Origin of the sequence: Marinovum sp. (assembly GCF_034669705.1) — a bacterium.
Taxonomy (GTDB): Bacteria; Pseudomonadota; Alphaproteobacteria; order Rhodobacterales; family Rhodobacteraceae; genus Marinovum.
This window is the reverse complement of the sequence record NZ_JAXMOR010000025.1, coordinates 17621-30443: the sequence shown is the minus strand read 5'-3', so window position 1 is coordinate 30443 and position 12823 is coordinate 17621. Positions and strand designations below refer to the sequence as shown.

Below are 12823 nucleotides of genomic sequence, written 5' to 3'. Positions count from 1 at the left end.
AACCCGCGACACCTGCGCCGGCATCGGCGCATGAAAGCGGGATCTTGGGAAAGGCGCACAAGCACAGCTTGGCTGTCAGTCGTGTCGCGGGGAGCGAGGGGTGGGTAGGTGCGACACATTCGACAGCCAAGCCTGCTGCTTGCAAGTCGAAGGGTGCGCCGGCAAAACGCGCTTTGCAACGGTTTTTAGTGACGAAAACGTCATCACCCTGTCACGGAATTGTGCAACCCCCGCCTAAGCCGATGGAATCACTGGCACAACCATGGCGCACCCAGCGGAAACAAAATTTCACGCCGAAAAAGCGGTGCAATATCAAAGGGCTTTGACCTGCCCTCCTGCGGGCATTCCCTCGGGAATCAGAGGTGGTGTGCCTCCCGGCGTCTTTACCAGAGCGGTGGTTTGCGGCCAACTGCACGGGGTCCGGGGGCTTGCATCAGGGCTGTATCGTCGCACATTTAGCGGGCAAGGAGCCTGACCATGTACAACAATTCGCCCGAGGCGATGCCCATCCTCAATGCGCCCGCGCCGGACGTGAAAACCCGCGAAAAGCTCGAAGGCGGCAAGACCTTCGTGATGAACACCGATTTCGACCCGGCGGGGGACCAGCCCAATGCAATCCGCGACCTCTCTCAGGGGCTGCGCGATGGCGACCGCGACCAAGTGCTTTTGGGCGCCACCGGCACCGGCAAGACCTTCACCATGGCCAAGGTGATCGAGGACACCCAGCGCCCGGCGATCATCCTTGCCCCGAACAAGACGCTGGCCGCCCAGCTCTATGGCGAGTTCAAGGGCTTCTTTCCGGACAACGCGGTCGAGTACTTCGTGTCCTACTACGATTACTACCAGCCAGAGGCCTATGTGGCGCGCTCCGACACCTATATCGAGAAGGAGAGCCAGATCAACGAGCAGATCGACCGGATGCGCCACTCGGCCACCCGGGCGCTTCTGGAACGCGACGACGTGATCATCGTGGCCTCGGTCTCCTGCATCTACGGCATCGGCTCTGTCGAGACCTATAGCGCCATGACCCAGGATCTCAAGGCCGGCCAGGAGTACAACCAGCGAGAGATCATGGCCGACCTTGTGGCGCAGCAGTACCGTCGCAACGACGCCGGCTTTGCCCGCGGTTCTTTCCGGGTGCGTGGCGATGTGCTCGAGGTCTGGCCGGCGCACCTCGACACCCGCGCCTGGCGGCTGTCGTTCTTTGGCGAGGAGCTCGAGGCGATCACCGAATTCGATCCGCTGACCGGCGAAAAGACCGATACCTTCGACCAGATCCGGATCTACGCCAACAGCCACTACGTCACCCCGCGGCCGACGATGCAGCAGGCGATCATCGGCATCAAGAAGGAGTTGCGGATGCGGCTCGACCAGCTGGTCGGCGAAGGCAAGCTGCTGGAGGCGCAGCGTTTGGAACAGCGCACCAACTTCGATCTCGAGATGCTCGAGGCCACCGGCGTCTGCAACGGCATCGAGAACTACTCGCGCTATCTCACCGGCCGCGCGCCGGGTGAACCGCCCCCCACCCTGTTCGAATTCATCCCCGACAATGCGATCGTCTTTGCCGACGAGAGCCACGTCTCTGTGCCGCAGATCGGTGGCATGTATCGGGGCGACTTCAGGCGCAAGATGACGCTGGCGGAACATGGCTTCCGCCTGCCGTCCTGCATGGACAACCGACCTCTGAAGTTCGAGGAGTGGGATGCGATGCGGCCGCAGTCGGTCTTTGTCTCGGCCACACCGGCGGCCTGGGAGCTGGAGCAGACCGGCGGCGTCTTTACCGAGCAGGTGATCCGCCCCACCGGCCTGCTCGATCCCATGGTCGAGATCCGACCCGTCGAGATGCAGGTCGACGACCTGCTCGACGAGGTGCGCAAGGTCACGGCCGACGGGTTCCGCACGCTCTGCACCACGCTGACCAAGCGGATGGCCGAGGACCTGACGGAATACATGCACGAACAGGGCATCAAGGTGCGCTACATGCATTCCGACATCGACACGCTGGAGCGGATCGAGATCCTGCGCGACCTGCGGCTCGGCGCCTTCGACGTGCTGATCGGCATCAACCTGCTGCGCGAGGGGCTCGACATCCCGGAATGCGGGCTGGTGGCAATTCTCGACGCCGACAAGGAGGGCTTCCTGCGCTCGGAGACCTCGCTGATCCAGACCATCGGCCGGGCGGCGCGCAACGCCGAGGGCCGGGTGATCATGTATGCCGACCGGATCACCGGCTCGATGGAGCGGGCCCTGGCCGAGACCGACCGTCGCCGCGCCAAACAGGTGGCCTACAACGAAGAACACGGCATCACGCCCGCGACAATCCGAAAGAACGTGGATGACGTCCTGTCAGGCCTCTACAAGGGCGATGTCGACATGAATCGGGTGACCGCAAAGGTCGACAAGGGGCTGGCCGGATCGAACCTTCAGGCGGTGCTCGACGGGCTGCGCGCCGACATGCGCAAGGCGGCCGAGAACCTCGAGTTCGAGGAAGCCGCGCGGCTGCGTGACGAGGTCAAGCGGCTCGAGGCGGTCGACCTGGCGGTGGCCGACGACCCGCTGGCGCGGCAACAGGCGGTCGAGAAGGCCTCCGACGCGGCGGTCAAGGCCAAGGGGCGGTCGACCGCCGGCCGCCCCGGCCAACGCGGCGGCAACGTGCAACGGCGCAAGCGGTAGGGCCGCTGCCCCCAAGGGTGTCTGCGGTGCGCTACTGACGCCGGACCGGGCCGGTGCCGGTCCGGGCACGTTGCATCGCCCGACGCTGGACGGGACAGCGCGGTCTACCCTTGCCAGTCGGCGACCACGTCATAGCCCTGCGGGGCCGGCATCTCCTCGAGAAACTCGCTGAAATTGGCCCAGATCGCCTTGACCTTGTCGGCATTTCCCTCGGACGTCGCCTTGTCGCTCACCGTGGAGACGATATAGCCGCTGCCGTCGTCATTCATCACGCAGAGGAAGCGCTGCATCCCCGGCAGATCGAGGATCTGATCCTTCACCTCCTCGATCTTCGCCTCTGCCGCCTCGCGCGTGCCGGGCTTCATCTTGTAGGGTGTGATACGTGCGTACATCTTCGCCTCCCCAGGTCCGGGCCTCAGATGGCCCAAGCGGGCAGTCTAGGCGCATTCTGCCGAGTTGGCTGTAACCGTCGTCACATCCCGCCCGGCGGCTCGAAAATAAACCTCCGCCGCGCCCTTGCACGGTCCCTGCCCCGCCCCATCTCTGCACAATCCGGGTGCGAGGCTCCATCCGGCGGCTGCAGGGGCGGGGTCGTCCCGAGAGCGCTTTCCTCTTTCGAGATACGCCCCGATGCGCACCCTTCTCGCCGCCGGCCTGCTGGCCCTGACCGCCCTGCCCGTTGCTGCCGATGAAACCGAAGGCCTGGTCCTCGCCCATGACCGTCAGGCCAGGGTCATCGTGCTGACCGATTTCACCGTCTGGGAACTGCCCGACACGCTCGAGATGCCAGAGGATCTGGCGGCCGGCGACCGGGTGCATTTCACCTACGAGACCGCCGGCGAAGACGGCATGGTCGCCGTCGAGGCGCTGCAGCGGCTGGCCCGCGCCCTGCCGGAAGGCACCGACGGCGGCAGCTGACCGCTGCGGACCGGCGCCCTGCCCCGGCCAGCGTTCCTCGGTGTCAGACCGGGAACAAAATCGTCTCCGCTGGCGTTAGCCCGGCACAACGACCCCGACGCAGACAACACCGGAGACTTCTGATGGAATATGGTATTTTCGGTCTGATCGTCCTGATCGCAGACCTCTACGCTATCTACAAGACACTCACCTCCTCTGCTTCCACCGCCGCCAAGGTGATCTGGACGCTGGTGATCCTGATCCTGCCGATCCTGGGCTTCATCGCCTGGCTGATCTTTGGCCCCAAGGGCCACGCCGCGCGGGTCTGACGCGCGCAGACAGACTGTGCAGCGGGGCCGGTTCCGGCCCCGTTCTGCGTTTCAGGCCCCCGTCCGAGACCCCTTTGCAAGACCTGCACCCCCCGCCTAAGGTGAGCGCAACTGACCAGCGCGCACAGGGGTCCGCCGCCATGATCACCGCCTTCGACCACGTCAACATCCGCACCGCCAATCTCGAGGCGATGATCGCCTGGTATGGCGATATCCTCGGGCTGCACCCGGGCAAGCGGCCGCCCTTCGCCTTTCCCGGCGCCTGGCTTTACCTCGGCGACCGGGCCGTGGTGCACCTGGTCGGCAAGAGCAAGCCACCGGAACCCGGCGACGACCTGACCCTCGAGCATTTTGCTTTCCGCGCCGAGGGATTGGACGCGTTCACCGCTCTGCTCGAACAAAAGGGCATCGCCCACAGCATCGACCCGGTACCGGGGTTTCCGATCACCCAGGTCAACCTGCATGATCCCGATGGCAACCACATCCATGTCGACTTCACCACCAATACCGACGACCGGTAAACCAATCCTTAATTTCGCCAAATTCCCTTGCTAGGCGAGCTCCATAGCTTGTGAGGATATTGTTATGGCCGTTATTCCGATTGATCCCGACACTCTATCCATCGACGGCAAGGCGGCGCAGGCCGCCGGCAAGGCCGCCTCTGAGACGTACCGCAGCCGCGACCCCTATCCCTACGGCACGTTTACAGATTTTCTGCCGGAAGAGGTGCTTGACCGGGTGATCGCCGAGCTCAAGACCCTGCCCGAGGCCGAGGACAGCTTCAACCGGCCGCAGGAAAAGCTGAAGACCTCCTATCTGCCAGAGCGCCTGCCGCTCTATACCCGCCGGCTGTTCTATGCGCTGAACTCGCGCCCCTTCATCCGCTACCTCGAAGAACTGACCGGCATCCAGGGGCTGATCCCCGATCCCTATTACGCCGGCGGCGGCGTGCATGTGGTGGCCAACGGCGGTCATCTCGATATTCACGCCGACTTCAACCACAACCAGAAACTCAACCTCGAACGGCGGATCAACATCCTGATCTACCTCAACAAGGACTGGAAGGCCGAATACGGCGGCTCCTTCGAGATCTGGAACGAGGACATGAGCCGGAAGGTCGAGAGCTTCGTGCCGGAGTACAATCGCATGTGCTGTTTCAACACCGGTTCAGACACCTGGCACGGCAACCCCGAGACGGTGAGCCACCCAAGGGGCGAGCCGCGCATGTCGCTGGCGCTCTATTACTACACCGCCACCTGGGACCACACCAAGCGCAGCCACACCACGCTGTTCCGCCCCCGCCCCGGCACCCACGACCAGGCCGACCGCGAGGTGCGGCGGCTCGAACTGCTGCAGGACATGCTGCCGCCGATCCTGTTCCGCCGGGTGATCGGCCCGCTGCGGCGTCTGGGGTTCTGAGCGCCCCCCCGGGCCGGGCCGTTTGCCAGAGCGACAAGACCCGCGCCGGGTGAAAAACCGCCTCCGGCGGTCATTCGCACGGGCAATCGCCGCGCCGCGTGCTAGCTTTCGCGGCATGAGGGTTGCCGCGTTGCTTCGTCTGTTCTGGATCGTGCTGGGGATGCTGGCCATCGCGCTCGGCGTGCTGGGGATCTTCCTGCCGCTGTTGCCGACCACCGTCTTCCTGCTGCTCGCCGCGTTCTGCTTTGCCCGCTCCTCGCCGCGGCTGCATGACTGGCTGGTGGGGCATCCGAGGCTCGGCCCGCCGATCACCAACTGGCGCGAATACCGCGCGATCTCGCAGCGCGCCAAGCTGCTGGCCATCTCGACCATGGCGGGGGTGCTTGCAGCCTCGGTGATCCTCGGCCTCGGCGCATGGCTGGTTACCCTGCAGGCGCTGGTTCTCTCGGCGGTGGCGGTCTTCATCCTCACCCGGCCCTCGCCGCCGGTGGGCTGAGCCTATCCGAGGCCCTGCGCCCCGTGCCTGAGGATCACCGGCACGATCAGCTCTTCCTCATCCACAAGGTGCCGGTTCAGCAGCCCGGCAAAGCCCTGCAATTCGGTGTGGAACGCCCCGGCCTCGCCGCCCTGCAACACGCCATCGGCGGCCTCCGAAAAGCGGCTCAGCAGCGCGTCCATGGCGTGGTGATCGCTGTCGAGCAGCTCGAATCCGCGCTGCAGGCGTGGCTCGAGCCCGGCCAGCTTGGGAAAGTAATGCAGGTCCTCGATCTGGTGATGGCCGTGCAGCTGGTCGACCAGCATCGCCCCGAACCGGCCGAGCCGCCTGACATGGGCCTGCGGGTCGATCCGGTTGTCGATCCGCGCCTCGGCATCTTCGCGCAGCGCCTCGGTCAGTTGCCGGAACATCAGGTGCCGGTCGAGCCAGAAGGCCACCAGCCCGGCAAAGTTCTCATGCTGCGGCCAGGCCGCGCGGGGGTAGTCTGCCAACAGCACCCGCAGCGCCTCCGGCAGGCCGGCGCGCTGCGCGAGTGCCAGGGCGCTGCCGATCAATCGAAGGTCGCCGCCACGTCGTACATCACCGGCTCGAAGCTGCGGCAGAGATCGTGGATCTGGCGGTTGCGGCGGCGCATCTCGTCAGAGCGCAGCATGGCGAGGAAATCCTCGCGGCTTTGCCATTGCGAGTAATTGGCAATCCGGGTCTGGGCGTCGTTCACATGCAGCCCGGCGGCGACAAAGCCTTTCTGTTTCGAGATGAAACTCTCGTAGGCGTCCTGCAGCGCGTCGAGCAGATCCTGGCAGGTGCCTGGGGTCATCTCGAAGGTGGTGATCACGGTCTGAAGCTGGGCGTCGCTCTTGATTTCGGGCATGGGAACTCCTCCTCTGGCCCCTACCCTGCCACGCCGCCGCGCAGCATCAAAGCCCCCTTAATGCCGATTTCAGACGTTGGGTTCGCCCTGCAGCCCCAAGAGCTTGCGCATCCCGGTCCAGTAGCCCGGCAGGCGCGGCGGCCGTTGCAGATGCGGCAGCGCCTCGTCGGCCCAGCGCGGCATCTCGCGGTTCATGAAGTCGCGGCCCCAGGCAAGAAAGGCCTCACCGTCATCAGGCCGCAGCCGGCAGGCCGAACCGACCAGCCCGACCAGGGTTTCCGGCGGCGAATACCACTCGTCCTGAATGCCGGTGACCCGCCGGCGCAGCAGCGGGCCGACGCTGCGCATCAGCGCGCTCTCGGAAAAGATCAGCAGCATCCGGCCCATTTCGGGGCGCGAGTAATGGATCAGCGGCGGGAAAGTGTCGAAGAAGCTGGCCCGGCCGTCGGCGACGGCGAAATTGCGGATCGAGGGGTGAAAGCCGATGCGGGTGTTGAACTGGTCGGCGTTGTTCCAGAACCGCGCGATCACCTGGCCCGCGGCCTCCATCAGTTCGAGCGCCTCGGGCAGCGGCGCAGCCTGCATCTGCGGCCGCATCATGGTCTCGGCCGGCAGCGCTTCCTGAACGATCACCGGCACCTGCATCTCGCCCTCTGGCAGCAGGTGAAACTCGGTCTCGGGCACAGGGACGCCGGTCTTGTGCAGGGCGGCCACGTAATCGCCGTGGCATTCGGCCAGCCGCGCCATCAGCGCCCGGTCGGCGGACCCGCGATAGACCTTGATGACCCGGTCCGAGAACGGCCCGCCGACTGGCCGGAACGGCGCGCAGAAATAGCCCAGTTTCGAGATCGGCTGCCCGCGCGACGCGCTGTCTTCGCGGATCAGCCGGGCCAGTTCAGTCAAATCGGTCATGTGTCACCCTGCCATTTGCCCCCGGGTGATAGCGCAGCCACCGCGCCTTGGCCAGCAGCGGCAGGGGCGGCATTAACCGCCTGTTTACCATGACCCGGCACTCTGCCCGGTGGGAGAGGTGTTCGCGATGTTGCGTCTGGCCGTCATGTTCATGTTCTGCGCGGCGACGATGGCCTCGGCCGGGGCCTGGCCGCGCGACAAGGGCGCGGGGTTCCTTGCCAGTTCGACCCAGATCAGCGGCTTTGGCCAGGGGTGCCGCATCGAAGCGCTGTCGATCTTCAACAACCTCTATCTCGAATACGGGCTGACGCGCTCGCTCACCCTCGGGCTCGACATCGGGCAGAGCGTGGGGGACGATCCGAACTACCGTCTGTTTCTCCGTGCGCCGGTGATCCATCGTCAGGGCAAGTACCTTTCGCTCGAGGCCAGCCTGGGCCAGGTGGGTGATCTGAGCTACACCGCGCTGGGCCTCAGTTTCGGACGCGGCTTCACCCTCGGGGCCGCGTCCGGCTGGTTCGGGCTCGACACCCGGCGGGTGCAGGCCGAGGGGCCGGGCGCGGAGTATCTGCGCCAGAGCAAGGTCGACGTGACGGCGGGGCTCACCTTTCCCGGCGGGGTCAAGGCCATGGCGCAGGTGTTTCACACCCGGGTCGGCGAAACCCTCTATACCAGCCTCGCGCCCAGCGTCGTGGTGCCGCTTGGCAAACGCAGCCATCTGCAGGGCGGGCTGCTGTTTGATCTGCAATCACCGGCGCTGCCCGGGGTCAAACTCGGGCTCTGGCAGGAGTTCTAAAGGTTAACACTTGGAATTGCCTTGAGGCGCCAATCGGTTAGACTGGCACGACCTGCCAGAATGGATCTGCCCCATGTCCCTGATCTCGCCTGTCTTTCTCTTCGCGGCCATAGGCCTGTGGCTCACCCTCGCGGGCCCCGCCCAAGCGCTGCAACTGAGCCTTGTCAACAGCCACCCCGAAGGCTGCAACGCCCGCGCCTCAGGCCCCGTCGCGCCGGGCGACAGCGCGCGGATTGCGCGCCTGCTGCCGGGCGGCGCCGCCGAGGCGCAGTATGTGGTTGCCGCGCCGCGGCTCTGCTTCGACAGCGAGGGCGGCGATTACGTAGAGGCGATCGCCATCGCAGAATACCTGCGTCTCAAGGGAATCTCGAGCCATGTGGCCGAGGGCGCGCGCTGCATCGGGCCCTGCGCGCTGGCCTTTCTCGGCGGCACCCGCGCCACCTTGGACGACAGCGGCGTGCTGCGCTCGCTCGACCGCTCGATCCATGCCGCGGCGGAGCTGGGCTTCGATGCGCCGGGCCTCGAACTGGCCGAGGACGAACTGACCACAGAGGCAGTGCAGGCGGCCTTTCGCGACGCGCAGCGCGCCACCGCGGCGATCTTCGGAAGCCTCGCCATCCTCAGCATCAGCCGCGACTTCGCGCTCGAAATCTTCGCGATGCCGCAGGGACAGCACCTGCCGGTCGACACTGTTGCCCGCACCATCGACGCCGGCATCCGGGTCGAGGGCGTCCGTCCCCTGCCCGACGAGATGAGCCAGGACCAGCTGCGCGAGATCTGCGAACGCATCGACCCAGAGCTGCGCCCGGATCATTTCGACCGTCCCGAGAGCACCCGCACCTTCCAGGCCACCGCCGGCCTGATGCTCAGCCCCGCCGCCACCGGCGCGCGGCGCGGCGCCTGGCTGACCGGCTACCGCGCCGAGGGCGAGCTCTACTGGGCGGTCTGCGAAGTGCGCTGGTTCCAGCCGCGTTCCGGCACCGGCGGCGTCTCGGCCCGGGTCCTGCGGCAGGCGGCCTGGAACGGCCAGAGCGGCGCGCCCAGCGACGCGCCGCCAACCGCCGCCGAGATCGAGCGGCTGATCGAACAAGCCACCGGCCCCTTCACCTTCTTCGAGCCGATCGTGATTTTTCCCGCCGCCTCGAAACTGGCCGATCTGGCCGGCGACGGCGAAGAGCTGCCCCCCGCCGCCGCCAATGCGCTCTGCGCGCCCGGCGCCGACCGCTACCAGGTGGTCAACGTCAGCGAATTCGCCACCCTGCGCGACGAGCCCAACTTCAGCGCCAACATCATCGCCGAAGCCCCGAAGGACAGCTTCGTCAGCCCGGTGACCCAGGACGAGACCAGCGCGCTCATCACCTCCGAGAGCTGCCGCGCCGCCTGTGACCACGCCACCCGCGACGGGCTCAGCGCCGCCGATTTCCAGGCCGCAGCCGACTGCCGTAATTCAAACGACGTCTGGTGGCGGATGGCGATGCCAGAGGGCGCCGCCGGCTGGATGTCGGCACGGTTCCTCAGCGTGCGCTGAGCGCGCCGGGCCGCGACACGCCGGCCGCGGCCCCGGCCCCGGCTCAGACGTCCATCCGCAGGGTCACCCTGACCTGTCCGCTCACCGCCGAGGGCCAGTAGAGGTCGACCCGGTCGTTGTTGGTGCCGCGGCTCGCCTTGGCATAGGGCATGGCGTATTGTGCCACGTTGGCGCTGTTGGCGATCTTGTCGGTGGCCACCACCGCATCGACCCGCCGCGCCTCGCCCCCGAAGGCCAGCACATCCGCGCCGGGGATCTGCCAGGTCGAGGCGGTCGAGGACTGCGTATGCGTGACCACGGCCGGGTTCTCGGTGGTCTTCAGCACGTTTTTGAAGGTGTTGTCGGTGAAATAGACGTTCTTCATGTTGCCGTAGTTCATGTCGGCATGGCTGGTGTCGACCTTCTCGGCCTGCTGGATCACCGCGCCCACGCCGCGAAACAGGTTGCCGGTGACGTTCAGCCCGTTGAGGAAATGCCCGGTGCCATAGGGTTTCACCACGATCCAGGCGAACGAGGGCAGCACCTCACCGCACAGGAACACGTTGTTGGTGATCGACAGCCCGGCAAAGCCGAAGCCGCCGGAGAAATCCGGGTCCACCTCGCGCTCGTTGGTCCATTCGATAAAGCAGTTGTCGACGTAATTGCCGACCACCGTCGCGTTGCACGACCGCAGCGCCAGCACCAGACCGGCCATGCGCACGCCGTTGGGCTGGCCGTCGCCCTGGAAGAAGTGGTTGCCCTGCACCACCGAGTTCGATCCGCTCAGGATGCAGAAGTGCCGAAACTGGCTGGCGCGGTTGTTGCGCAGCTTGACGTCATTGGCATTGCAGTTGATCGCGATCGAGATGCGGTCCTGCGCCGGCTCGCTGCCCTCGGATGACAGGAACTGGCAGCGGTCGACCAGCAGCCCCTGACAGCCATAGCCGATCGAGGTGATGCCACGGTGCTTGGGCCGGGTGAAATAGCAATCGCGCACCTGGAACACCGTGCCGGTCTTGGCCAGCATGATGCCGCTGGCCTTGTTGTTGCACTGAAACTCCACGTCAGAGAAGGAAAAGCTGGTCAGCTTCTCGAACCCGCTGAAATCCAGCAGGTACTTGAACCGGGTAAAGGTGAAAGTCTGCGTTCCGGTGGCCGCGCCCATCGGCTGCGACAGGGTGATCTCGCCGGCAGAGACGTTCTTGCTCCGCACATAGGTCTCGCGCGCGACGCCATTGCCGGTGATCAGCGCGCCCACGGGGATGTTGGCGACATTGGTCACATTGGTCAGCTTGTCGTCGTCACTGGCGGAATAGGTCGCCTGGCTGGTAAAGACCTCCGGCTCCCAGACCGTATCGCCGGTGGCATAGAACTGGCCATTGGCGATATGACGGCGCTGGGCATAGGTGTCCTTGTTGTTGACCGCCGCCTGCATGTCGATCGGGCCGGTCACGGTGATCCGCCGGCCGCCCATGTCGAGGCTCTCGTGGTCGGCATTGTTGAGCAGCGACTGAAAGGCCTTGCGGAAGCCCAGCTCCTCGTTGCCGAAGGCGTCGATATAGGTGCCGAGGTCGAAATTGCGGGTCAGTGACACGATCACGCTGTTGGGGGCGGTCACCGTGCCCTCGAAGCGGATGCGCGAGTTGATCGTGACGTCGGAATTCAGCCGGTAGGTGCCATCCGAGACCAGGATCTCGCGCCCGTCGGCCGCCGAATCCGCGGCCTCGAAGGCGGCGCTGTCATCGGTGGTGCCATCGCCCACCGCGCCGAAATCGCGCACGTCGACCATCGCCAGTTGCTCGCCGTGGAACACCGAGGTGATGTCCTCGATCACCAAGTCGTCGATCCGCACCACGCCGCCGTTGCTGCCGGTCAGATCGAGACCGAGATGCGCGAACACCGGCGCGGTGCCCCAGACCATGTCGACGCCGGGGCGGTTGCCCGGCCCGATGATCGCCGCGACCTCGACGATCTCGCCATAACTGGTCAGGTTCACCGAAGCGCCGCTGACCGTCAGCCCGCTGACCTGGCTGCCGTTCGACAGTGCCGGGTACCCGGCGATGCGCACCGCCGGCAGGTTGCCCGAGATCGCCTTCACCCGCGCCGTCACCCGCAGGTAGCAGCCCGGCAGCATCGGCGTCTGCCCCATGTAGCGCAGCCTCTGGGTGGAGGCGGATTTCTGGATCTCGAGACAGCCGCCGAAATCTTGGTCCGACGGCACGAAAGCGGCATTTGCGGCGCTGTCATAGGTGTCATCACCCGGCCGGCCGTTTTCGCTCGACCAGACGTCCAGCCCGGCCGCGAAGGGCGTCGGCATGAAGACCACGCCCTCGGTAATCGCTTTGTTCATGAAAGTCCCTTTCCCACATCGCGCCCGTATCGCGCATGTCACACGTCAGGGCAGGCAGGCCGCCCGCCGATGGGAAAGAGGTATCAACAGAGGTTTAACGCCGGCTGAGAGCACCGTGCGCAGGCCAGTCCGAGGCCCCGCAACGCCCCTCAGACGGCGATGTCGGGCGCCTCGAGCAACTGCACGCCGCCGATCTTCCAGCCGCCCTCGCCGGGCTCCATCCGGTAGCCCAGGTAGTGCCTCTGGCCGTCGCGGTCGATGATCTCGACCCGTTGCCACAGCGCGCCGCCGATCTCGGCGAGGTCAAGATAGGTCACTTCGCCGGGCTGCCAGACCATCGGATAGCCGCGCCGCACCATCAGGCCGAAAACCTCTGACGAGCCGAAGATGCCCTTGATCGTCGGGCTGGCATGGGAAAAGGCGCGGTCCACGTCCTGCGCCTCAAAGGCCTGAAGCTGGTCGCCGATCACCGCCTCGATCTCGGGGTTTCGGGGCTGTGGCTCCTGCGCCACGGCAGGCCCGAAGGCCAGGACGAAAGCCACAATGGCAAGACAGCGACGCAGCATGAGGACACCT

General features: G+C 65.9%; 14 protein-coding genes. 8 read left to right on the top strand and 6 right to left on the bottom strand.

Features of this window, described 5'->3' with window-relative positions; translation table 11 throughout:
- Positions 1-477: 477 nt before the first annotated feature.
- The gene (gene uvrB, locus VOI27_RS16370) at positions 478-2673 is read left to right on the top strand and encodes an excinuclease ABC subunit UvrB (protein ID WP_323766459.1); all 2196 of its coding nucleotides are present in this window, start codon (positions 478-480) and stop codon (positions 2671-2673) included.
- Positions 2674-2777: 104 nt separating this feature from the next.
- Here uvrB and VOI27_RS16365 read toward each other — a convergent pair whose 3' ends face one another.
- Positions 2778-3065: a hypothetical protein gene (locus VOI27_RS16365; protein ID WP_323766457.1), complete on the bottom strand. Its 288-nt coding sequence runs from the start codon at positions 3063-3065 to the stop codon at positions 2778-2780.
- 238 nt (positions 3066-3303) lie between these two features.
- On the opposite strand from VOI27_RS16365, the gene VOI27_RS16360 reads away from it, so the two are divergent.
- From VOI27_RS16360 to VOI27_RS16340, 5 genes are all read left to right on the top strand, one after another.
- A complete protein-coding gene (locus tag VOI27_RS16360; protein WP_323766454.1) occupies positions 3304-3591 on the top strand; it encodes a hypothetical protein in 288 nt (95 codons plus the stop codon).
- Between the two features lie 122 nt (positions 3592-3713).
- Positions 3714-3899 (top strand): PLDc N-terminal domain-containing protein, encoded by a 186-nt coding sequence (locus VOI27_RS16355; RefSeq protein WP_323766452.1) that lies wholly within the window; start codon positions 3714-3716, stop codon positions 3897-3899.
- A gap of 140 nt (positions 3900-4039) precedes the next feature.
- A complete protein-coding gene (locus VOI27_RS16350) occupies positions 4040-4420 on the top strand; it encodes a VOC family protein (RefSeq protein ID WP_323766450.1) in 381 nt (126 codons plus the stop codon).
- 64 nt (positions 4421-4484) lie between these two features.
- Positions 4485-5318 (top strand): 2OG-Fe(II) oxygenase, encoded by an 834-nt coding sequence (locus VOI27_RS16345; RefSeq protein ID WP_323766448.1) that lies wholly within the window; start codon positions 4485-4487, stop codon positions 5316-5318.
- Positions 5319-5448: 130 nt separating this feature from the next.
- Positions 5449-5814, top strand: coding sequence for a YbaN family protein (locus VOI27_RS16340; protein ID WP_323766446.1), 366 nt, complete (start codon positions 5449-5451; stop codon positions 5812-5814).
- Positions 5815-5816: 2 nt separating this feature from the next.
- Here VOI27_RS16340 and VOI27_RS16335 read toward each other — a convergent pair whose 3' ends face one another.
- The 3 genes from VOI27_RS16335 to VOI27_RS16325 form a co-directional block, all read right to left on the bottom strand.
- The gene (locus VOI27_RS16335) at positions 5817-6368 is read right to left on the bottom strand and encodes a hemerythrin domain-containing protein (protein WP_323766444.1); all 552 of its coding nucleotides are present in this window, start codon (positions 6366-6368) and stop codon (positions 5817-5819) included.
- A complete protein-coding gene (locus VOI27_RS16330) occupies positions 6365-6685 on the bottom strand; it encodes an antibiotic biosynthesis monooxygenase family protein (protein WP_323766442.1) in 321 nt (106 codons plus the stop codon). The genes VOI27_RS16335 and VOI27_RS16330 overlap by 4 nt, the downstream gene beginning before the upstream one ends.
- Before the next feature lie 69 nt (positions 6686-6754).
- Entirely contained in the window at positions 6755-7597 is an 843-nt protein-coding gene (locus VOI27_RS16325; RefSeq protein WP_323766440.1) for a DUF6206 family protein, read from the bottom strand.
- 127 nt (positions 7598-7724) lie between these two features.
- Between VOI27_RS16325 and VOI27_RS16320 the strand changes: the two genes are divergently transcribed.
- Positions 7725-8390 (top strand): hypothetical protein, encoded by a 666-nt coding sequence (locus VOI27_RS16320; RefSeq protein WP_323766438.1) that lies wholly within the window; start codon positions 7725-7727, stop codon positions 8388-8390.
- A gap of 73 nt (positions 8391-8463) precedes the next feature.
- Positions 8464-9918: a hypothetical protein gene (locus VOI27_RS16315; protein WP_323766437.1), complete on the top strand. Its 1455-nt coding sequence runs from the start codon at positions 8464-8466 to the stop codon at positions 9916-9918.
- A gap of 43 nt (positions 9919-9961) precedes the next feature.
- Here VOI27_RS16315 and VOI27_RS16310 read toward each other — a convergent pair whose 3' ends face one another.
- Both VOI27_RS16310 and VOI27_RS16305 read right to left on the bottom strand, forming a co-directional pair.
- Positions 9962-12247 carry a glycosyl hydrolase family 28-related protein gene (locus VOI27_RS16310; protein ID WP_323766435.1) on the bottom strand — a complete coding sequence of 762 codons (2286 nt, stop codon included), beginning with the start codon at positions 12245-12247 and terminating at the stop codon, positions 9962-9964.
- A gap of 149 nt (positions 12248-12396) precedes the next feature.
- Positions 12397-12813, bottom strand: coding sequence for a DUF4864 domain-containing protein (locus VOI27_RS16305; protein WP_323766433.1), 417 nt, complete (start codon positions 12811-12813; stop codon positions 12397-12399).
- Between the last annotated feature and the right edge of the window lie 10 nt (positions 12814-12823).

What these genes read in the sequence shown, in the direction of transcription:
- uvrB (WP_323766459.1), top strand. Translation starts at nt 478, where the DNA reads ATGTACAACAATTCGCCCGAGGCGATGCCCATCCTCAATGCGCCCGCG.
- VOI27_RS16365 (WP_323766457.1), bottom strand. Translation starts at nt 3,065, where the DNA reads ATGTACGCACGTATCACACCCTACAAGATGAAGCCCGGCACGCGCGAG.
- VOI27_RS16360 (WP_323766454.1), top strand. Translation starts at nt 3,304, where the DNA reads ATGCGCACCCTTCTCGCCGCCGGCCTGCTGGCCCTGACCGCCCTGCCC.
- VOI27_RS16355 (WP_323766452.1), top strand. Translation starts at nt 3,714, where the DNA reads ATGGAATATGGTATTTTCGGTCTGATCGTCCTGATCGCAGACCTCTAC.
- VOI27_RS16350 (WP_323766450.1), top strand. Translation starts at nt 4,040, where the DNA reads ATGATCACCGCCTTCGACCACGTCAACATCCGCACCGCCAATCTCGAG.
- VOI27_RS16345 (WP_323766448.1), top strand. Translation starts at nt 4,485, where the DNA reads ATGGCCGTTATTCCGATTGATCCCGACACTCTATCCATCGACGGCAAG.
- VOI27_RS16330 (WP_323766442.1), bottom strand. Translation starts at nt 6,685, where the DNA reads ATGCCCGAAATCAAGAGCGACGCCCAGCTTCAGACCGTGATCACCACC.
- VOI27_RS16325 (WP_323766440.1), bottom strand. Translation starts at nt 7,597, where the DNA reads ATGACCGATTTGACTGAACTGGCCCGGCTGATCCGCGAAGACAGCGCG.
- VOI27_RS16320 (WP_323766438.1), top strand. Translation starts at nt 7,725, where the DNA reads ATGTTGCGTCTGGCCGTCATGTTCATGTTCTGCGCGGCGACGATGGCC.
- VOI27_RS16315 (WP_323766437.1), top strand. Translation starts at nt 8,464, where the DNA reads ATGTCCCTGATCTCGCCTGTCTTTCTCTTCGCGGCCATAGGCCTGTGG.
- VOI27_RS16310 (WP_323766435.1), bottom strand. Translation starts at nt 12,247, where the DNA reads ATGAACAAAGCGATTACCGAGGGCGTGGTCTTCATGCCGACGCCCTTC.
- VOI27_RS16305 (WP_323766433.1), bottom strand. Translation starts at nt 12,813, where the DNA reads ATGCTGCGTCGCTGTCTTGCCATTGTGGCTTTCGTCCTGGCCTTCGGG.